General features: G+C 71.0%; 19 protein-coding genes. 5 read left to right on the forward strand and 14 right to left on the reverse strand.

Annotation, left to right across the window (positions count from 1 at the left end; all coding sequences use genetic code 11):
- Positions 1–75 precede the first annotated feature (75 nt).
- From OG780_RS17195 to OG780_RS17225, 7 genes are all read right to left on the reverse strand, one after another.
- Entirely contained in the window at positions 76–1,359 is a 1,284-nt protein-coding gene (locus tag OG780_RS17195) for an RNA polymerase sigma factor (RefSeq protein WP_328449176.1), read from the reverse strand.
- A 63-nt stretch (positions 1,360–1,422) separates the two neighbouring features.
- Positions 1,423–1,779, reverse strand: coding sequence for a YciI family protein (locus OG780_RS17200; RefSeq protein ID WP_328449178.1), 357 nt, complete (start codon positions 1,777–1,779; stop codon positions 1,423–1,425).
- A gap of 171 nt (positions 1,780–1,950) precedes the next feature.
- Positions 1,951–2,529, reverse strand: coding sequence for a Uma2 family endonuclease (locus tag OG780_RS17205; protein ID WP_328449180.1), 579 nt, complete (start codon positions 2,527–2,529; stop codon positions 1,951–1,953).
- 59 nt (positions 2,530–2,588) lie between these two features.
- Positions 2,589–3,455, reverse strand: a complete 867-nt coding sequence (locus OG780_RS17210; protein ID WP_328449182.1) for a hypothetical protein — start codon at positions 3,453–3,455, stop codon at positions 2,589–2,591.
- A 305-nt stretch (positions 3,456–3,760) separates the two neighbouring features.
- On the reverse strand, positions 3,761–4,846 hold the full coding sequence (locus OG780_RS17215; protein ID WP_443062169.1) for an LCP family protein: 1,086 nt from the start codon (positions 4,844–4,846) through the stop codon (positions 3,761–3,763).
- 116 nt (positions 4,847–4,962) lie between these two features.
- A complete protein-coding gene (locus OG780_RS17220; protein ID WP_328449184.1) occupies positions 4,963–6,339 on the reverse strand; it encodes an endo-1,4-beta-xylanase in 1,377 nt (458 codons plus the stop codon).
- 355 nt (positions 6,340–6,694) lie between these two features.
- Positions 6,695–7,723, reverse strand: a complete 1,029-nt coding sequence (locus tag OG780_RS17225) for a LacI family DNA-binding transcriptional regulator (protein ID WP_328449186.1) — start codon at positions 7,721–7,723, stop codon at positions 6,695–6,697.
- A 138-nt stretch (positions 7,724–7,861) separates the two neighbouring features.
- Between OG780_RS17225 and OG780_RS17230 the strand changes: the two genes are divergently transcribed.
- Genes OG780_RS17230 through OG780_RS17245 form a run of 4 tightly spaced genes read left to right on the forward strand, consistent with a single transcriptional unit; the run spans position 7,862 to position 13,353 of the window.
- Positions 7,862–9,169 carry an ABC transporter substrate-binding protein gene (locus tag OG780_RS17230; protein ID WP_328449187.1) on the forward strand — a complete coding sequence of 436 codons (1,308 nt, stop codon included), beginning with the start codon at positions 7,862–7,864 and terminating at the stop codon, positions 9,167–9,169.
- Positions 9,170–9,171: 2 nt separating this feature from the next.
- Positions 9,172–10,080: a carbohydrate ABC transporter permease gene (locus tag OG780_RS17235; RefSeq protein WP_328458202.1), complete on the forward strand. Its 909-nt coding sequence runs from the start codon at positions 9,172–9,174 to the stop codon at positions 10,078–10,080.
- A gap of 4 nt (positions 10,081–10,084) precedes the next feature.
- Positions 10,085–10,984, forward strand: a complete 900-nt coding sequence (locus OG780_RS17240) for a carbohydrate ABC transporter permease (RefSeq protein WP_328449189.1) — start codon at positions 10,085–10,087, stop codon at positions 10,982–10,984.
- Positions 10,985–11,034: 50 nt separating this feature from the next.
- Positions 11,035–13,353: a glycoside hydrolase family 3 N-terminal domain-containing protein gene (locus OG780_RS17245; protein WP_328449191.1), complete on the forward strand. Its 2,319-nt coding sequence runs from the start codon at positions 11,035–11,037 to the stop codon at positions 13,351–13,353.
- A gap of 198 nt (positions 13,354–13,551) precedes the next feature.
- Here the strand turns inward: OG780_RS17245 and OG780_RS17250 are convergent, their stop codons facing one another.
- Genes OG780_RS17250 through tsaB form a run of 4 tightly spaced genes read right to left on the reverse strand, consistent with a single transcriptional unit; the run spans position 13,552 to position 16,046 of the window.
- On the reverse strand, positions 13,552–13,809 hold the full coding sequence (locus tag OG780_RS17250; RefSeq protein WP_326786037.1) for a hypothetical protein: 258 nt from the start codon (positions 13,807–13,809) through the stop codon (positions 13,552–13,554).
- Positions 13,806–14,909 carry a tRNA (adenosine(37)-N6)-threonylcarbamoyltransferase complex transferase subunit TsaD gene (tsaD, locus tag OG780_RS17255; RefSeq protein ID WP_328449194.1) on the reverse strand — a complete coding sequence of 368 codons (1,104 nt, stop codon included), beginning with the start codon at positions 14,907–14,909 and terminating at the stop codon, positions 13,806–13,808. The genes OG780_RS17250 and tsaD overlap by 4 nt, the downstream gene beginning before the upstream one ends.
- On the reverse strand, positions 14,902–15,375 hold the full coding sequence (gene rimI / locus OG780_RS17260; RefSeq protein ID WP_326790839.1) for a ribosomal protein S18-alanine N-acetyltransferase: 474 nt from the start codon (positions 15,373–15,375) through the stop codon (positions 14,902–14,904). The genes tsaD and rimI overlap by 8 nt, the downstream gene beginning before the upstream one ends.
- Before the next feature lie 17 nt (positions 15,376–15,392).
- Complete coding sequence (gene tsaB, locus OG780_RS17265) at positions 15,393–16,046, reverse strand: tRNA (adenosine(37)-N6)-threonylcarbamoyltransferase complex dimerization subunit type 1 TsaB (RefSeq protein ID WP_328449196.1); 654 nt, start codon at positions 16,044–16,046, stop codon at positions 15,393–15,395.
- 111 nt (positions 16,047–16,157) lie between these two features.
- On the opposite strand from tsaB, the gene OG780_RS17270 reads away from it, so the two are divergent.
- Positions 16,158–16,712 (forward strand): hypothetical protein, encoded by a 555-nt coding sequence (locus OG780_RS17270; protein WP_328449198.1) that lies wholly within the window; start codon positions 16,158–16,160, stop codon positions 16,710–16,712.
- A gap of 29 nt (positions 16,713–16,741) precedes the next feature.
- On the opposite strand, the gene OG780_RS17275 is transcribed toward OG780_RS17270, so the two are convergent.
- From OG780_RS17275 to OG780_RS17285, 3 genes are all read right to left on the reverse strand, one after another.
- Complete coding sequence (locus OG780_RS17275) at positions 16,742–16,927, reverse strand: hypothetical protein (RefSeq protein ID WP_326786041.1); 186 nt, start codon at positions 16,925–16,927, stop codon at positions 16,742–16,744.
- Between the two features lie 209 nt (positions 16,928–17,136).
- Positions 17,137–17,670, reverse strand: coding sequence for a tRNA (adenosine(37)-N6)-threonylcarbamoyltransferase complex ATPase subunit type 1 TsaE (tsaE, locus tag OG780_RS17280; protein ID WP_328449200.1), 534 nt, complete (start codon positions 17,668–17,670; stop codon positions 17,137–17,139).
- Positions 17,636–18,871, reverse strand: coding sequence for an alpha/beta fold hydrolase (locus OG780_RS17285; RefSeq protein WP_328449202.1), 1,236 nt, complete (start codon positions 18,869–18,871; stop codon positions 17,636–17,638). The genes tsaE and OG780_RS17285 overlap by 35 nt, the downstream gene beginning before the upstream one ends.
- Between the last annotated feature and the right edge of the window lie 61 nt (positions 18,872–18,932).

Here is an 18,932-nt window from a genome sequence, read left to right on the forward strand (position 1 = left end):
CGGCGCAACGCCGTTGCAGTAGGGCGCGTACGTCCTTGCCGATCACGTTGGGAACGCAGTTACCGAACGGGAATCTCACGAACCCCGCAGCTCACGGGCCCGCGCCACCAGCAATTCCCGCTCCCGCTCGTTGCGCGCCAGCGAGGCCGCCCGCTCGAACTCCGCCCGCGCCTGCGCCGTACGTCCCAGCCGGGCGAGCAGGTCGCCGCGCACGCTGGGCAGCAAGTGGTAGTCGCGCAGGGCGGGTTCACCGGCGAGGCCGTCGACGATGACGAGCGCGGGCTCCGGGCCCTCGGCCATCGAGACGGCCACGGCGCGGTTCAGTTCGATCACGGGGGACGGAGAGCGGGCCGCCAGCAAGCCGTAGAGGATGGCGATCCGGGGCCAGTCCGTGTCCTCGTAGGCGTAGGCCTGCGCGTGGCAGGCGGCGATGGTGGCCTGGAGGACGTACGGCCCCGGGCTGCCGGTGGCGACGGCGTTGGCGCGGCCCAGCGCGGTGAAGCCCCGGCGGATCAGCATCCGGTTCCAGCGGCGGCGGTTCTGGTCCTTGAGCAGGACCGGTTCACCACCGGGCCCGGTGCGCGCGGCCGCCCGGGACTCCTGGAGTTCCAGCAGGGCGGCGAGCCCGTGCACCTCGGGCTCCTTGGGCATCAGTTCGGCGAGCACCCGGGCCAGTCGGAGCGCGTCCTCGCACAGCGCGGGCCGGAGCAGGTCGTCGCCCGCCGTCGCCGCGTACCCCTCGTTGAAGACGAGGTAGATGACCTCCAGTACGGACCCGAGCCGGGCCTCGCGGTCAGGACCGTACGGCACCTCGAAGGCGACCCCTTTCGTCGCCAGCGTCCGCTTGGCCCGCACGATGCGCTGGGCGATCGTCGACTCCGGGACGAGGAAGGCGCGCGCGATCTCGGACGTCGTCAGTCCGCCGAGGAGCCGCAGGGTGAGCGCGATGCGGGCCTCGGCGGACAGGACGGGGTGACAGGCGGTGAAGACCAGGCGCAGCAGGTCGTCGTCGATGTCGTCCGGATCGGAGGGTTCGTCGATGTGGTGCGGAGCCGACAGCGAGAGGTCCCGCCCGACCTCCTCCAGCTTGCGCGCGTAGCGCTCCCGGCGGCGTACGAGGTCGATCGCCCGGTGCTTGGCCGTGGCCGTCAGCCAGGCGCCCGGGTTGTCGGGCACACCGTCCCGCGGCCACTGCTCCAGCGCCGCGACCAGGGCGTCCTGGGCGAGTTCCTCGGCGATGCCGACGTCGAGGACGATCCGGGCGACGCGCGCGATGACGCGGGGCGACTCGATGCGGAAGATGGTCTCGACGGCCGTGTCGACGCCGCCGGCGGGGGTTCCTCCGGGCTGCTGTTCCACAGTTCACCATCAGACACCCGCGGCGGCGTCAGGCCAAGGAGACCGCTCGGGCCGAGAAGCCGCTCAGCCCCCGGCGATCTCCCGCACCTCGCAGGTGACCGTCCAGAAATCCTCGTGCACCTTCAGGAAGCGCTTGGTCCACTCCACGGCCTCGTCCATGTCCTTGCACTGCATGATCGCGTAGCCGCCGACGACCTCCTTGGACTCGGTGAAGGGACCGTCGGTGACGGACAGTTGCCCACCCGACCAGTGGACGCGCTTGCCCTGCGCGGTGGGCGCCAGGCCGTCGGTCTCCAGCATGACGCCCGCCTTGGTGACCTCCTCGATGAGCTCGCCCATCCGCTGCATCAGTTCGGGGCTGGGACCCTCGGCGGGCGCGGTGTTCTCGTCGATCTGGACCAGCGAAAGATAGCGGGGCATGGTGACTCCTCGTGTCTGTGGTGCCTCGGAGGCGGGGCTCCTCCCTGCCTCTCACCCGTGCGTCGAACGGGAGACACCTGCTTCGACACCGTCCCCGGATTTCTTTGGATTCTTTCTCCGGGCGGGCCCGGACGGATCAATCGAATCAATCGGGGGAATCGGGGATTCGGGTCAGTCGGCGAAGTCCTTGAGCTTCTGTGTGTCCAGCGTGAACCCGACCGGATCCGGCAGCTCGACCGCCGCTCCGAACGCCCGCGTGGTGAGAGAGCGGTAGACGCCGCCCTCGGGGTCGCAGTGCACGGTGACGCTGTCCGTGTCCCGGTCGACGAGGAGGTAGACGGGGATGCCCGCGGCCGCGTATCCGTCTGGCTTCTCGATCCGGTCGCGCCGGTCGGCGTCCCGGTCGTGGGAGGTGACCTCGACGACCATCAGGACACCCGAGGGCTCGGACCACTCGCCCTTTCCGGCGAAGTACTCCTCGGGCGCCAGGACCCCGTCCGGCTTGGCCCGCCCCTTGCGGTAGGCCTCGACCTTCAACCCTTGCTCCGGATAGAGGAACAGCTCAGGCCGGTGCTGCATGCACCGCTTGAGGAGCCAGGCGACGATCTCGCCGTGATTGCCGTCCGGCATGGGCTTGACCATGACCTTTCCGTTGATGAACTCCAGCCGCACAAGCTCGGGCGCGTTGCGGGCGAGCTCCTCGAACTCCTCGACGAGCATCTGGGGCCGGTCGGACGTGCTGGGGGTCATGGCGTCGCCTCCTCCCCTCCATCCTGCCCCGGTCACGGGCGGACCGTGCTGCAAGGTCGTCATGTGCCTGCTCCTTTCTCGGTTTCCTCTGTGCAGGTCCCGGAACGGAGAGCGGCACGCAGTCGTCCGACATGGGCCCGCACTTCATGAGCCGCGAGGGCGGGCCGCCCGCCCCGGCACACCCCGCACAAGCCGCCCCGCAGTTGGCCACCGTCCCCGCCCGGCTCCCCGCACGCCGTGCACACCACTTCGTAGCGGGGCGCCGGTGGCTGCGGTTCGGGTCGCGGGGGCAGCTTGGCGAGCAGCCGGGCGCGCACGAAGGCGTAGGCGTGCGCCACGCGCTCCGGGAGCCCCGCCGTCAGCGCCTGGACGAGCTGTGGCTCACCCGCGCCCCGCGCGAACCACTCGGCGGCCTCCCCCTCCAGTGCCGCGCACTCCCCGGCCGACAGCGTCAGCCGGGCGTCGATCCGGCCGAGCCGGGCCAGCAGGCCGTAGGCGGTCGATCGCGCCGCCGCTGCCACGGGCCGCTCGGTCACCGGCGTCTCCCCGGCGAGGAAGGAGTTCCACCAGGTGTCGTCGTGCGCGGTGCGCGAGAAGAAGGTGTGCCAGACCCAGCGGGGGCAGCCGTCGACGGTGACTGGGCGGCGCACCCTGCGCAAATGCCCTGCCGCGGAGAGATTGTTGAGGGCGGTGGAGAGGGCGCACTGGCCGTACGGGAGGTGCTTGACGAGGGTCTTGATGGAGAGGTCCGACTCGTCGGCGAGCCGGTCGATGTACGCCGCGATCGATGCCTCGCGGGTGGGCAGATGTGCGAAGTCGCGACCCGTCCGTGGGGTTTGGTCGGGCGCCGACCGTTTTCCGTAGCCCGGATTGGCGAGGGGATGGGCGGACGGGCGCGGGGCAGCACTAGGCTGAGTGACAGCCATGGATCGACTCTCTTTCGATCTACGTGGTCAGACCCCCGCGTGGTGCGCCTAACACCCGTGGGGGTCGATGCGTTTCGAGGCGCACGCTATACGGACGCCACGCACCGCCGCCACCCGATCACGAAAAGTCATATCCCCTGGCCCGGACGGTACTTCGGCTGTCAGCAAGGGAGGGAGGGTGGGTTGGACCTCCCACCCATTCCATACAAAAGAGGCTCGAATCCCGGGCCCCGAAGCTCAAGTCCCGCGAACCGGCTCCGGGGGTGTCACCTGAGTCGTGATGTCACCTGAGCGGGGCCCGGAGATCAATACTTGAGCGAGGCCCACAGGTCGCTCGCCTCCGGCTCGTTCGCGATCACCCTGTTGTGATCCGAGGGAGCCGTCACCACCGGCATCATCACCGTCGTGACCTCGTCGGAGGAGAGGGACTTCAGGCTCTGGCCGAGTTTCATCAGCTCGCCCAGGGAGTCCAGCCCCGTGTCCGTCGTCAGGCTGCCGGTCACCGCGTTCGCGACGCTGTAGAGCTTGGCCGGGTCGGTGAGCAGACCGGCCGACGAGATCTGCCCCAACAGCGCCTTCACGAGCTTCTGTTGAAGGCCTATGCGGCCCAGGTCGCTGCCGTCGCCTATGCCGTGCCGGGTTCGGGCGAGGGCCAGCGCCTTCGTGCCGTCGAGGTGGTGCTCGCCCGCGGTGAGATGCAGATGGCTCTTGTCGTCGTCGATGTCCTCGTCCGTGGTGACCGTGACCCCGCCGAGCGCGTCCACGAGGGCGGCGAAGCCGGAGAAGTCGATCTCGATGTAGTGGTCCATGCGGACATCGGTGAGGGACTCGACCGTCTTCACCGCGCAGACCGGGCCGCCGATCGCATAGGCGCTGTTGAACATCGCGTTGTACGCCACCGCCGTCGTCCCCCCGGAGGAGGTCGGGCAGGCCGGGCGGGTCACCAGGGTGTCCCGGGGGATGCTCACCACGGTCGCCCGGGTGCGCCCCTCGTCGATGTGCACGACCATCGCCGTGTCGGAACGGGCGCCGGAGCTGTCCCCGCCGCCGAGCTTCGCGTTCGCCTTGCCGCTGCGCGAGTCGGAGCCGAGGACCAGGATGTTCAGGGCGCCGCTGGGAAGCGGGGAGGCCGAGGCGGACGCCGGGGCCGAGGGCGTCACCACCGCCTTCGCCGGGCGGTCGTCGCCGAGCGCGCTGTTGATGTCGACGCTCTTGATGTTCTGGTTCAGATGCCAGTAGGCCCAGCCCGCCGTGCCGACGCCCAGCACCAGCAGTCCCGCCAGGGTGAGGCCGGCGGCCTTCAGTACCCGCGACCGCCGGCCCACCGGCCCGACCCCGACCGGCCCACCCTCGACCCCTACCCCGTCCCCGATGTCCTTGTGTCCCGTCACGAGGAGGAACGTAAGTCCGAATTATTAGGGGACTGTTAGGGAAAGAAGCGCGAAACGAATTTCTTCGGAAACTCTCACCCTTCTCAGAACAGACTCACACCGGCCTCGGTACAACCTCAGCCCAGCGTCACCGTGGGCGCCGGATTGCTCCCGCTCCACGAGGCGTTGAACCCGAGCGTCACCGAACCGCCTTCCGGGACCGTCCCGTTGTAGGAGGCGTTGGCGCAGCTCACCGCCGCGCCGGTCTGGGTGCAGTTCGCGTTCCAGGCCTGGGTGATCCGCTGGCCCGCGCCGTACGTCCAGGTGACCTTCCACGAGGAGAGCGCGGCCCCGGAGCACGCGATGCGCACCTGCCCCGTGAACCCGGTGTTCCACTGGCTCTGGACGCTGTACGTCGCCGTGCACGCTCCCGTGGGCGGCTGCGTGGTCCCTCCGCCGAGCGAGGCCGCGATCGCGTCGTACGCCGGTTTGGGCGCGTAGTTCTCGTCGTACGGTGTCGCCGCGCCGTAGCCCGAGAAGACGTCCGGGATCCAGGAGTCGGAGTCGGTGAAGCCCCAGACGGTCACGCCGTAACAGCGGGTCACGGCGACACAGGCGTCGAACACGGCCTTGTAGTCGGCGGCCTGCTGGGCCAGTTTGGTGCTGTCGGAGGGGAGTTGCATCCGGATGTCCAGCTCCGTGATCGCGACGTCGACACCGAGGTCGGCGAAGCGCTGGATGTTCTGCTGGAGGGTGCCGGGGACCTGGCCGAGGATGAGATGGGCCTGGAGGCCGACGCCGTCGATCGGGACACCGCGCGCCTTCAGGGACTTGACCAGGTCGTACAGGGCGGTGCTCTTGGCGTTGACGCCCTCGACGTTGTAGTCGTTGATGTAGAGCTTGGCGCTCGGGTCGGCGGCGTGCGCCCAGGTCAGCGCCTGGGCGATGTAGTCGGCTCCGAGGCCGTTGTACCAGAGGGTCGAGCGGTAGGTGCCGTCCTCGTTGAAGGGCTCGTTGACCACGTCCCAGGCGGCCAGTTTCCCCTTGTAGCGGGTGACTTCGGTGGTGATGTGGTCCTGGAGCAGACCGTTCAGCTCGGCGGTCGTCCAGGTGCCGTTGGCCAGCCAGCTCGGGTTCTGGCTGTGCCAGACCAGGGTGTGACCGCGCACCTGCTGGTTGTGGGCCTGCGCGAACGCGACGATCTGGTCGGCCTCGGCCCAGTTGAAACTGCCCCGGGTGGGCTCGACGGTGCCCCATTTCATCGCGTTGCCCGGGGTCAGCGAGTTGAACTGGCCCCCGGCGATGTCGCCGTACGTCCCGGTCAGTTTGGAGCCGGTGACGGCGGTGCCGATGACCTTGCCCTTGGCGGTGGCGAGGTCGCGCAGCGGGGTGCCGGCGGCGTGCGCCGTCGTACCGGCCGCGAGCAGGGCGCCCACGGTCACGACTCCCGCGAACAGGGCGGCGACGCGGCGGGATAAGGGACGGGTCAAGGAGCGGGTTCGGGAGGTTCTCATTGCGGGTGCCTCCGAAAGTTTCGGCTGTACAACCGATTGACTTCGGAGGAGTGTGGAGGCGGATGCCCCACCCGTCAATACGGTCCCCCGGCCGGCTTCGAGCCGATCCGGCCACCTCGGCCCCACGCCACACACAGGCCACGCCCCCCGCCCCGGGGCCGAAAGGCCGAACGGCCACCACGAAGCACCCGCGGTCGGCAGCGCACGGAAGGGGTCGTGCCGGTACATCGATGCCCGTCGCCACCGACGGCCACGCCTCATCCAACGGCGACGGGCTGATGCACCGGCACGGCCCCGCCCCACCCACCGGACCGAACCGCGAACGACAGGGGCGAGCTACCGGAGGTGTTCGGCCTCACGCCGGAGGCGGCGCCGTGCTGCTGCGGACGACCAGGCTCGTCGCCAGTTCCATCCTCGTCCCGGCCGACGGTCTTTCCTGGCGGCTCAGGTCGAGCACCAGCTTCGCCGCCGCCTCGGCCATCTCCGTGAGCGGCTGCCGTACGGTCGTCAGCGGCGGCCCCACCCAGCGCGCCACCGGCAGATCGTCGAAGCCGACGACGCTGAGGTCCTCGGGGATGCGCAGCCCCAGTTCGCGGGCGGCCTCGTAGAGGCCGAGCGCCTGGAGGTCGTTGCCGGCGAACACGGCCGTGGGCCGGTCGGGGCGGCGCAGCAGGTCGAGGCCGATCCGGTGGCCGGCCTCGTGGTGGAAGTCCCCGGCGACGATCAGCGAAGGGTCGACCGGCAGCCCGGCCGTCTCCAGCGCCGCGCGGTAGCCGTCGACGCGCGCCCGGCTGCACATCATCCGTGACGGCCCGCTGATGGCGCCGATCCGGGTGTGGCCGAGTTCGACGAGGTGGCGGGTGGCGGCGAGGCCGCCCTGCCAGTTGGTGGCGCCGATGGAGGGCACGTCGACTCCGGGGTCGCCCGCCGGGTCCATGACCACGAACGGGATGGAGCGGCTGTTCAGCAGGGCGCGCTGGGAGTCGTCGAGGCCCGAGAGGACGAGCACCACGCCGTGCGGGCGGCGGGCGGCGACCTGGTCGGCCCAGGTCCGGCCGGGGGTGAGCCGCCCGGCGGACTCGGAGAGCACCACGCTGAGGCCGGCGTCCCTGGCGACGTTCTCCACGCCCCGGATGACCTCCATCGCCCAGGCGCTCTCCAGTTCGTGGAAGACCAGGTCGATCAGCGGCGAGCGGGAGGCCTCGGCACGGCGGCGGCGGTAGCCGTAGGCGTGCAGCAGCTCCTCGACGCGGGAGCGGGTCGCGGGGGCGACGTCGGCACGGCCGTTGAGGACTTTCGAAACAGTCGGAGCCGAGACACCGGCCTCCCGGGCGATCTCGGCCAGCGTCGCCGTCTGTGGTTCTGCGGACTTCCCAGGCTTCATGGCGGCGATCGTATCTCTGCGCGACCCCTTGACGGACCTACCGGATCGCCTTACCTTCCCGGAACATTCGAAAAATAACTCGAAACATTCGCGATGGATCACCGACGATCCTTCGCGCCTACCGAGAGGTGCCGTCCTATGGAGTCCTACAGCAGACGTTGGTTCCTCGGCGCGGGCACGGCAGCCCTGGCTTCTGTCGGCGGGCTCACCGCCTGCGGCTCCGGCGGCGGCTCGGGTGCCGACGGGACGCTCACCGCGTTCGTATACGGCGACGACGCGGCGAAGATCCAGGTCAAGTCCGTGAACCGGTTCAACGCGTCGGCCGCCGCGAAGAAGGCCAAGGGCACGATCAAGCTCCAGAAGGTGCCCGCCACCGACTACCCGGCCAAGCTGCGTACGGCGATGGGCTCGCCCAACGCCCCCGACGTGTTCTTCAACTGGGGCGGCGGCTCCATCAAGGCCTACCGCGAGGCCGGCCAGCTCGTCGACCTGACCGACGTCATCACGTCCGACTCCGTGCTCAAGAGCGGCTTCCTGCCGTCGGTGCTGGCGTCGGGCGGACTGGACGGCAAGAACTACGGCGTGCCGATGCGTGGCATGCAGCCCGTGATCCTCTTCTACAACAAGACCGTCTTCGAGGAGAACAAGCTCCAGCCGCCCACCACCTGGGACCAGTTGCTGGACATCAACACCAAGCTGAAGAAGGCGAACATCACCCCGTTCGCACTGGGTGGAGCGGACATCTGGCCCGAGCTGATGTGGCTGGAGTACCTGGTCGACCGGATCGGCGGACCCCAGGTCTTCGACAAGATCAAGAACGGTGACGCCACCGCCTGGGGCGACCCGGCCGTCCTCAAGGCCGCCCAGACGGTCAAGGAACTGATCGACGACGGCGCCTTCGGCAAGGGCTACAGCTCGGTGGGGTACGGCAACGGCGGTGCTCCCGCGGTCTTCGCCAAGGGCAAGGCGGCGATGCATCTGATGGGTTCGTGGGAGTACTCCACGCAGCTCGGCAAGTTCCCCGACTTCGCCAAGAAGAACATGGGGTGGTGCGCCTTCCCGCAGATCGAGGGCGGCGCCGGCGACATCCGCAACGTGGTCGGCAACCCCACCAACTACTGGTCCGTCAACGCCCACACCTCCAACAAGGACGCGGCGATCGCCTTCCTGCGGGACTCCGCCTCCCTGGCGTACACGAAGGAACTCATCGCCAACGGTGACGTCCCGGCCACCTCGAACGCGGCGACCCTCCTGGACGCCTCGCCGAACCCGGAGTTCGCGAAGTTCCAGTACCAGATGGTGCAGCAGGCCCCGGCGTTCACGCTGAGCTGGGACCAGGCGGTCGACCCGGACGTGTCCACCCCGATGCTTACCGAGGTCAACAAGCTGTTCGTGGGCAAGTCCTCGCCGACGCAGTTCGTGTCGGCGCTCAAGGAGCTGAAGTGAGCGTGTCGCAGGTCAAGGGCGGCCCGCGGAACGACGCGGGCCGCCCCCGCTCCGGCCGACGCAACAGGGCCGGCCGCCCGAGCGCGGCGCTGGCCCTCCCCGGCGTCCTGTTCTTCGCGTTCTTCGCACTCGCCCCGATGGTCCTGGCCTTCTACCTGTCGTTCACCAGGTGGAACGGCCTGGGCGATCCGCAGCCGGCCGGTCTGGCCAACTGGCGCAAGCTGCTGAGTGACGACCGGCTCACCCAGTCCCTGACGGTCACCGTCGGACTGACCGTGGTGAGCTGGGCGTTCCAGACGGTGATCTCCCTGCTGCTCGGGGTGTGGGCGGCGGGCAGGCAGCGCAACCGCGCGGTCCTCTCGGCGATCTTCTTCGTGCCGTTCCTGCTGTCGTCGACGGCGATCTCCCTGCTGTTCTACGCGCTGCTTGACCCGAACTTCGGGATCATCCACAAGGACACCCTGGGCACGACCAGCGGCGCGTTCCTCGCGATCGTGTTCGTCGGCGGCTGGCAGTTCATCCCCTTCCACACCCTGATCTACCAGGGCGGAGCACGGCAGATCCCCGAGGTGCTCTACCAGGCGGCGGCGATCGACGGGGCCGGACGCCTGCGGCAGTTCTTCTCGATCACGCTGCCGCAGCTCCGCAACACGGCGACGACGTCCGGTGTGCTGATGGTCGTCGGTTCGCTGACGTACTTCGAGACGGTCCTGATCCTCACCCAGGGCGGTCCGGGCACCGACACGGCGATCCTGCCGTACCTGATGTACGAGGCGGGCTTCAAGAGCTACGACTTCGGCTACGCGAGCGCCGTCGCCTCGTTCCTGGTGCTCGCGGCGACCGCGCTGTCCCTGCTGATGGTGAAGCTGTCCGGCTTCGGCGCGATGCGCAGTACCAGGGAAGGGATGTGACGTCATGTCACACGACACTTTGCCCCGTCCCGTGAAGACGGACTCCGCCCCGACGGCCGAGCGGCCCGCGCGCCGCCGCAGGCACTGGGCCAGGCGCGCCAACCCGCTCGCCGGCGCCGGGGCGCTGATCTGGCTGGCCGTCGTGATCATCCCGATCTACGCGATGTTCTCGGCCTCGCTCACCCACCAGGACGAGGCGCTGGGCCACAACGCCCTGAAGCCGCCGTCCCATCCGACCCTGGACAACTACAACACCGTCCTGCACAACGGCTTCGGCCACCTGCTGTGGAACACGGTGCTGGCGGCGGCCGGCGTCGTCCTGATCGTCCTGGTGCTGTGCGTCCCGCTGTCCTACGTGGCCGTGCGGACCCGCAGCGTCTGGTCGGGGGCCGCGTTCCGGCTGTTCCTGCTGGGCGTGGCGATCCCGGCGCAGGCCGTCGTGGTGCCCCTCTACCTGATGATCGCCAAGCTGAACCTCTACGACAGCCTGCTCGCGATCGTGCTGCCGACGGCCGCGTTCGCCATGCCGGTGTCGGTGCTGATCCTCACCGGCACGCTGCGGGACATCTCGGAGGAGATGTACGAGGCGATGGCGCTGGACGGTGCCTCCACCACCCGGATGCTGTTCCAGCTCGTCATCCCGATGTCCAAGGGCGGCATCAGCACCGTCGTCATCTACGCGGCGCTCCAGGCCTGGAACGGCTTCCTCTTCCCGCTGATCTTCACCCAGTCCGACGGGCCACGGGTGCTGACCCTCGGCCTGTTCAACTACGTGAGCGAGTTCGGCGTGAACATTCCCGCGATCCTCGCCTCGGTCGTCCTCTCCGGTGTCCCGATCTTCATCGTGTACCTGGTGGCCCGCCGCGCGCTGGTCGGCGGCCTCATGGGTGTGGGCGGCAAGTGAACGTGTACGACCAGGGGCGCTCGAACCCCCCTTTCCCCGACAGGAGTTCCATGACCACCGCTCCCTGGCGCGATCCCGCCCTGCCCGCCGCGACCCGCGTCGACGACCTGCTCTCCCGGATGACCCTGGAGGAGAAGACCGCCCAGCTCTACGGCGTGTGGGTGGGCGCCGACACGGACGGCGGCGGAGTCGCCCCGCTCCAGAGCGAGATGTCCTCCGACTACGACTGGGACGATCTGATCACCCTCGGTCTCGGCCAGCTCACCCGCTCGTTCGGCACCGCCCCCGTGGACCCGGCGCTGGGCGCGCAGGCCCTTGCCCGCGCCCAGCGCCGGATCATCGAAGCGAGCCGCTTCGGCATACCCGCGGTCGCCCACGAGGAGTGCCTGGCGGGCTTCACGGCATGGCAGGCGACGGCGTACCCGGTCCCGCTGTCCTGGGGCGCCACCTTCCATCCGGAGCTGGTGGAGGAGCTGGGCCGGCGCATCGGTGAGGACCTGCGCTCGGTCGGCGTCCACCAGGGCCTCGCCCCGGTCCTGGACGTGGTCCGCGACCTGCGCTGGGGCCGGGTGGAGGAGACGATCGGCGAGGACCCGTACCTGGTCGGCACCGTCGCCACCGCCTATGTGCGGGGCCTGGAGTCGGCCGGGATCGTGGCCACGCTCAAGCACTTCGCCGGGTACGCGGCCTCGGCGGGTGCCCGGAACCTGGCGCCGGTGCGCGCGGGGGTGCGCGAGCTCTCCGACATCACGCTGCCGCCGTTCGAGATGGCGCTGCGCGAGGGCGGCGCCCGTTCGGTGATGGCCGCCTACAACGACACGGACGGCGTCCCGGCGTCGGCCGACCCGCAGCTGCTGACCGAGCTGCTGCGCGACGAGTGGGGCTTCACCGGCACGGTGGTCTCGGACTACTTCGGCATCGGCTTCCTCCAGACGCTGCACCGGGTGGCCGGCACCGAGGCCGAGGCGGCGCACAAGGCGCTGGAGGCCGGCATCGACGTCGAGCTGCCCACGCTGAAGTGCTACGGCGAGCCCTTGGTGGCCGCCGTCCGCTCGGGCACCGTCCCCGAGTCGCTGATCGACCGGGCGGCCCGCCGGGTGCTGCTCCAGAAGTGCGAACTCGGCCTGCTGGACGAGGACTGGCGGCCGGAGACCGGCCGGAGCGTCGACCTGGACTCCGCGGGCAACCGGGCACTCGCCCGCAAGCTCGCCGAGGAGTCGGTGGTCCTGCTGGACAACGCGGACGGCATGCTGCCGCTGGCCCCCGACACCCGGATCGCGGTGGTCGGTCCCCGCGCGGCGGACCCCCTGGCGATGCTCGGCTGCTACTCGTTCCCCTCGCACGTGCTCACGCACCACCCCGAGGTGCCGGCCGGCGTGGACATACCGACCGTCCTCGACTCGCTGCGCGCCGAACTGCCGGACGCCAAGGTGACGTTCGCGCAGGGCTGCGGGGTCTCGGACGCGGACCGGTCCGGTTTCGAGGAGGCGGTGGCACGGGCCGCCGAGGCCGACGTGTGCGTGGCGGTGCTCGGTGACCGGGCCGGGCTGTTCGGCCAGGGCACCTCGGGCGAGGGCTGCGACGTGGCCGACCTCGGCCTGCCGGGTGTGCAGGGCGAGTTGCTGGACGCCCTGGTCGCCACGGGGGTCCCGGTGGTCCTGGTGCTGCTCACCGGTCGCCCCTACGCGCTGGGCCGCTGGCAGGACCGTCTCGGCGGCGTGGTCCAGGCGTTCTTCCCGGGCGAGGAGGGCGGCCCCGCGGTGGCGGGCGTGCTGTCCGGCCGGGTCGGCCCTTCGGGCAGGCTGCCGGTGAGCGTGCCGCGCGACCCGGGCGGCCAGCCGTGGACGTATCTCCAGCCGCCGCTGGGCCTGGCGGGCGAGGTCAGCAGCCTGGACCCCACGCCGCTGTACCCGTTCGGCCACGGCCGCTCGTACACCTCGTTCGCCTGGGAGCCGACCGAGGTTCCCGAGACCGGGATCGGCACCGAGATCGGCACCGCCGGTTCGTACGACGTGTCGGTGACCGTCCGCAACACCGGTGAGCGCGCGGGCGCCGAGGTCGTCCAGCTCTACCTGCACGACCCGGTGGCCTCGGTGACCCGCCCGGACGTGCGGCTGATCGGCTACCGGCGCCTGGACCTGGCACCGGGTGAGGCCCGCCGGGTGACCTTCCGCTTCCACGCGGACCTCTCGGCGTTCACCGACCGCACCGGCACCCGGATCGTCGAACCGGGCGCCCTGGAGCTGCGGCTCGCCGCCTCCAGCGCGGACGTGCGCCACACGGCCCGGCTGAACCTGACGGGTCCGGTGCGGAAGCTCGGCACGGACCGGCGCATGCGCTGCGAGACCGAGGTCGCGCAGGTGTCCTGATCCGACGGAGGGCACTCCCGGGGGGCGGTAGCCGGGTGAGGACTCGGCGACCGGCCCCCGGGGGATCCAGCCCCAGCATCCGGCCCGCGCCCCGGGCGGCGGGACCCACGGCGGTCAGCCGCGTGGGCGCGGGACCCACCAGTGGTCAACCGCAGGGGCAGCGGGACCCACCGGTGCCCGTCGGCCGAAGGGCGGCGGTCAGTCTGTGTGGACCGACTCGAAGCGCCACCGGTGCACCGCCCGAGTCACCAACTCACCGTCCGGCTCCGGCAGTTCGGGCAGCTCCGCGTCGTACTCCGCGTCCCACCAGGTGATGACGAGGACCCGGTCCTGGGGCGCCCGCAGGATCTCCCGCCGCACCGGGTTCCCGGGGATCTCCTGCCCGCGCACCCAGGCGAGCAGGTCCTCGCCCCGGCCGGCGACGGCCCGTGCCTCCCACATCAGCGCGACGGTCACGGGTAGAGGTTCTCCTTCGCGACCTCGTGCACGTGCTCGTGCGTGTGCGTGTGCCCGCGCCCCGGCACGTGCGGATCGGTCACCGGCAGCGACGAGTCCGCCGACAGGTCCCAGTCGGAGGCGGCCCGGTTCCGGGCGACCATCTCGGCGCCCAGCGCGGCGACCATCGCGCCGTTGTCCGTGCACAGCTTGGGGCGCGGCACCCGCAGCCGGATGCCGGCGGCCTCGCAGCGCTCCTGGGCGAGCACGCGCAGCCGGGAGTTCGCGGCCACACCGCCGCCGATCATGAGGTGGTCGACGCCCTCGTCCTTGCACGCGCGGACGGCCTTGCGGGTGAGCACGTCCACCACGGCCTCCTGGAAGGACGCGGCCACGTCGCGCACCGGCACGTCCTCCCCGGCCGCCCGCTTGGCCTCGATCCAGCGGGCCACGGAGGTCTTGAGACCGGAGAAGGAGAAGTCGTAGGCCGGGTCGCGCGGCCCGGTCAGACCGCGCGGGAACGTGATGGCGTTCGGGTCGCCCTCCTTGGCGTACCGGTCGATGACCGGGCCGCCCGGGAAGCCGAGGTTGAGCACCCGCGCGATCTTGTCGAAGGCCTCGCCCGCCGCGTCGTCGATGGTCGCGCCCATCGGCCGTACGTCGGAGGTGATGTCGGTGGACAGCAGCAGCGAGGAGTGCCCGCCGGACACCAGCAGGGCCATCGTGGGCTCCGGCAGGGCGCCGTGCTCCAGCTGGTCCACACAGATGTGGGAGGCGAGGTGGTTGACGCCGTACAGCGGCTTGCCGAGCGCGTACGCGTACGCCTTCGCGGCCGAGACCCCGACGAGCAGCGCCCCGGCGAGCCCGGGTCCGGCGGTGACCGCGATGCCGTCCAGGTCCCCGGCCGACACGCCCGCGTCCTTCAGCGCCCGCTGGATGGTCGGGACCATCGCCTCCAGGTGGGCCCGGGACGCGACCTCGGGAACGACCCCGCCGAAGCGCGCGTGCTCGTCGACGCTCGACGCGATCGCGTCCGCGAGCAGGGTGTGCCCGCGGACGATGCCGACACCGGTCTCGTCGCAGGAGGTCTCGATGCCGAGGACGAGTGGTTCGTCAGCCATGGGTCTCTGTTCCTTGTACGGAGGTCGATGGGTCGTGCAGCCGCATCACCAGGGCGTCCACGTTCCCCGGCTGGTAGTAGCCGCGTCTGAAGCCGATGGCCTCGAAGCCGAAGCGCTCGTAGAGCTTCTGCGCGCGGACGTTGTCCACGCGGCACTCCAGCATCACCTCGGCGCAGTCGAAGTCGCTGGCGGCCCGCAGCAGTTCGGTGAGCAGCCGGCCACCGAGTCCGGTGCCCCACTGGTCCCGCCGCACCGCGATGGTCTGCACGTCGCCCAGGTCTCCCGCGGCGGCGAGCCCGGCGTATCCGACGAGCCGGTCGCCGTCACAGGCGACCAGATAGCGCCGGGTGGCCTCCGGTCCCCGGGAGTGGGCCAGCTCGGACCAGAACATGCCCCGGGACCAGGCGTCGACGGGGAAGAGTTCCTTCTCCAGCTCCAGTACGGGATCGATGTCCCACCAGCGCATCTCGCGCAGTACGAAGGTCACTTGGGGGTGACCACCTTGTAGTTCTTGGGCACCTGGGCGTCCGGGCGGCGCAGATACAGCGGCCTGGGCGGCTCCAGTTCCTCACCGGCGGCCAGTTTCCCGGCGGCCAGGGAGGCGAGGGCCGCGGCCGAGACGTTCTCGGGGGCGCGGGCGTCGGCGAAGGTGCCGGGGTACAGGAGCGCGCCCGCGCCGACGGCGGGCAGCGCGGTGACGGCCTCGTCGATCTCGGCGGGGCGGTCCACGGCGGGCTCCGACAGCCGGGTACGGCGGTCGGCGTACCGCGCCCAGTAGACCTCCTTGCGCCGGGCGTCCGTGGCGACGACGAACGGTCCCTCCACGTCGGCCGCGTACGCGAGCCCGTCGAGGGTGCACACACCGTGCACGGGCACGCCGAGCGCGACTCCGAAGGTGTCGGCGGTCATGAGGCCGACGCGCAGCCCCGTGTACGGGCCGGGGCCGACGCCCACGACGATGCCGGTGACGGCGTCCAGCTTGAGGCCTGCCTCGGTGAGCACCCGGTCGACGGCCGGCAGCAGCAGCTCCCCGTGCCGGCGCGCGTCCACCTGGCTCGACGAGGCGATGACGGACGTGCCGTCGTGCAGGGCGACGGTCACGGCGGGGGTGGCGGTATCCAGAGCGAGCAAGAGCACGCAAACAGCGTACGGCGCCGGAGCCCGACGCAAGGCCGCCCGGGACTCCCGTCCCTCGGCTGCTACCGTCAACAGCAAGGACGTACGAAGGTCGAGAGGTGGGCACACAAGGTGGCTAGGAGCAGCTCGGGAATCGTGGCCGGGCTCACCGTGGCGGCGCTCGCGGCAGTCGGCTTCCTCGCTTTCCAGGCATCCGCGAACGTTCCGGACGCCCTGAGCGAACCGAGCGCGAGCGTGTCGGCCAAGCCCTCCGTCTCCAAGGCACCCCGGGCCAAGAAGGACCCCGCGGCGCTGCCGGCCTCGTCCGGCACCGGTGTGCGGGTCGTGTACTCGACCGGCTCCGACCGCATCTGGCTCGTCGGCGCGGGCAACAAGGTGAAGCGCACCTTCAAGGTCACCCCGGGCACGGTCGACCCGGGCGCCGGTACCTACGCCGTCACGTCGCGGACGGGCGCGGCCCCCGGGTCCGACGGGACGCAGATCGAGCACATCGTGCGGTTCACCCTGGTCAACGGTGTCGCGATCGGCTTCAGCGCCGCGGTGAACGGCTCCACGGAGGCTCCCGACCCGGAGAAGAAGCTCGGCGGCATCCGCTCCTCGCGCGCCGACGGCGACGCGATGTGGGGGTTCGCGACCGTCGGCGCGAAGGTCGTCGTCGTCAAGTGACCGCGGCGGTGCCCCGGTCCGCGTGTGTGTCAGGCGGCCCTGCGGGGGCGCTCCGCGCCGGGGTCGGCCAGGGGGGCGACGGGTGGTCTGGACACCGCCTCCGCCGCGGCGCACGCCGCCAGCAGATCCCGCATCGACACCCCGGCCACCGCGCGCGGCGCGGCCGGCACGTCACGTTCTGAAGCCGGCACTGCAGCCGACTCTGATGCCGACATGGACGCCTCCTCGGGCTTCGGGGGCAAGCGTGGTTAGGTAGACCTAACTACGTACTGATGTCCATGTGACCACGGCCGGGACGCCGAACGCAATATTTTGCCGACGTCCTGTCGGAAACGTTGGCCGAATGTACGAGCGAAGGCCGCCCGCGCCACGACGACCCGGCGAAACCGGGCATGTGCGGCGCCGGGACACGGGCCCGCCCCGCTCAGGCCGCGAGCACCGTCAGATCGGCGGCGGCCCAGCGCCGCCCGAGTCCCGTGACCGTCACGTGCCGCACCTCGTCGGTGGTGTCCCCGACGGCCCGGTGGATGACGACGTGCAGCCGGTCGTCGGTCAGCTCCTCGACCTTGCCCTCGCCCCACTCCACGACGATCACGGAGTCGGAGAGCGAGACGTCGAGGTCGAGGTCCTCCATCTCGTCGAGCCCGCCGCCGAGGCGGTACGCGTCCACGTGCACGAGCGGTGGTCCGTCGCCGAGGGAGGGGTGCACACGGGCGATGACGAAGGTCGGCGAGGTGACCGCGCCGCGGACACCGAGCCCCTCGCCGAGTCCGCGGCTCAGCGTGGTCTTGCCCGCGCCGAGCTCGCCGTTCAGCATCACGAGGTCGCCCGCGCGCAGCAGCTTGGCGAGCCTGCGGCCCAACTCCTGCATCTGCTCGGGGGAGTTGACGGTGATCTGCACGCCGACGCCGTCCTGGGCGGGCTCAGCCGGGTTGTGCGCTGCTGCTGGTGCTTCCATAGCCGCCAACGGTAGCCCCTGCCGGCACGGCTCCGGCGCGCACGAGGAGGTCGGCGAGGCGGTCTATGACGACCTCGGGATGCTCCAGCATGACCAGGTGTCCCGCGTCGGGGACGAGCACGAGCTCGGCGTCCGGCAGCAGGTCGGCGATGGCCTCGCTGTGCTCGCTCGGTGTCACCAGGTCCTTGACCCCGGCGAGGACGAGAACGGGCATCTCGGTGAAACGGGCGAGTGCGGCGGTCTTGTCGTGGTCGGTGAACGCCGGGTAGAACTCGGCGACCACGTCGATCGTCGTGCCCTCGATCATCCGTTCGGCGAACCGCTCGACGGCCGGATCGACGTCCCGGCCCGCGAACGAGTACCGCTTGATGACCCCGGTGAACAGGTCGGCCGTGGCCCGCCGTCCCCGCTCCACCAGGGCCGCCTGCTGCCCGAGCGCCTTCAGCACACCGGGAAGCACCCGCCGCACGGCGGCGACACCCGCGACGGGCAGCCCGAAGTTGACCTCGCCGAGCCGCCCCGACGACGTACCGACCAGGGCGACGGCGACGACCCGGTCGCGGATCAGCTCGGGGAACTGGTCGGCGAGCGCCATGACGGTCATGCCGCCCATGGAGTGCCCGACGAGCACGATCGGGCCCTCGGGCACCGCCGCCTCGATGACGGCCAGCAGATCGCGGCCGAGCTGGTCGATGGTGACCGGCTTGCGGTCCTCCAGCTGGGCCACACCCCGCCCGGACCGTCCGTGGCTGCGCTGGTCCCAGTGCACCGTGCGCACGACACCGCGCAGCGCGGCGCGCTGGAAGTGCCAGGAGTCCTGGTTGAGGCAGTAGCCGTGGCTGAAGACGACGGTGACAGGGGCGGGGGCCTTGCGGCCGAAGAGCCGACGCCGGCGCGGGGCGAGCGATGCCTCGGGCTCGGCCTCGTCGACCTCGTAGTACAGCTCGGTTCCGTCGTCCGCGTACGCCTTGCCGGGCGTGCCGCGCAGCGTGCCGTACGGGCCGGTCGAGTCGAGGGCGAGACGCGCCTTCTTGCGCATGCCGCGCCCGACGGTCAGCCGCTCGATCGCGACTCCGGCCGCGGCGCCCGCCGCGACCACGCCTATCGCGGCGCCGGCGACACCGGCCCTGCGCCAGTTCCCGGCGGAGGCGGCGGCTGCCGAGGCCGCGCTCACGACGGCCTCCGCACTGGTCTCGCTCACGTCCCGCTCCTCTTCGCTCCGGATCTCGGCTTTCCGCTGTCGGCTCTGGGCTGTGCGCGCG

The organism is Streptomyces sp. NBC_00386, assembly GCF_036063235.1.
Classification (GTDB): Bacteria; Actinomycetota; Actinomycetes; order Streptomycetales; family Streptomycetaceae; genus Streptomyces.

Coding starts and splice junctions, on each gene's coding strand:
- OG780_RS17225 (WP_328449186.1), bottom strand. CDS start 7,723: ATGAAGCCTGGGAAGTCCGCAGAACCACAGACGGCGACGCTGGCCGAG.
- OG780_RS17230 (WP_328449187.1), top strand. CDS start 7,862: ATGGAGTCCTACAGCAGACGTTGGTTCCTCGGCGCGGGCACGGCAGCC.
- OG780_RS17220 (WP_328449184.1), bottom strand. CDS start 6,339: ATGAGAACCTCCCGAACCCGCTCCTTGACCCGTCCCTTATCCCGCCGC.
- OG780_RS17245 (WP_328449191.1), top strand. CDS start 11,035: ATGACCACCGCTCCCTGGCGCGATCCCGCCCTGCCCGCCGCGACCCGC.
- OG780_RS17240 (WP_328449189.1), top strand. CDS start 10,085: ATGTCACACGACACTTTGCCCCGTCCCGTGAAGACGGACTCCGCCCCG.
- tsaE (WP_328449200.1), bottom strand. CDS start 17,670: ATGGAAGCACCAGCAGCAGCGCACAACCCGGCTGAGCCCGCCCAGGAC.
- OG780_RS17200 (WP_328449178.1), bottom strand. CDS start 1,779: ATGCCCCGCTATCTTTCGCTGGTCCAGATCGACGAGAACACCGCGCCC.
- OG780_RS17210 (WP_328449182.1), bottom strand. CDS start 3,455: ATGGCTGTCACTCAGCCTAGTGCTGCCCCGCGCCCGTCCGCCCATCCC.
- OG780_RS17275 (WP_326786041.1), bottom strand. CDS start 16,927: ATGTCGGCATCAGAGTCGGCTGCAGTGCCGGCTTCAGAACGTGACGTG.
- OG780_RS17205 (WP_328449180.1), bottom strand. CDS start 2,529: ATGACCCCCAGCACGTCCGACCGGCCCCAGATGCTCGTCGAGGAGTTC.
- rimI (WP_326790839.1), bottom strand. CDS start 15,375: ATGCGCTGGTGGGACATCGATCCCGTACTGGAGCTGGAGAAGGAACTC.
- tsaD (WP_328449194.1), bottom strand. CDS start 14,909: ATGGCTGACGAACCACTCGTCCTCGGCATCGAGACCTCCTGCGACGAG.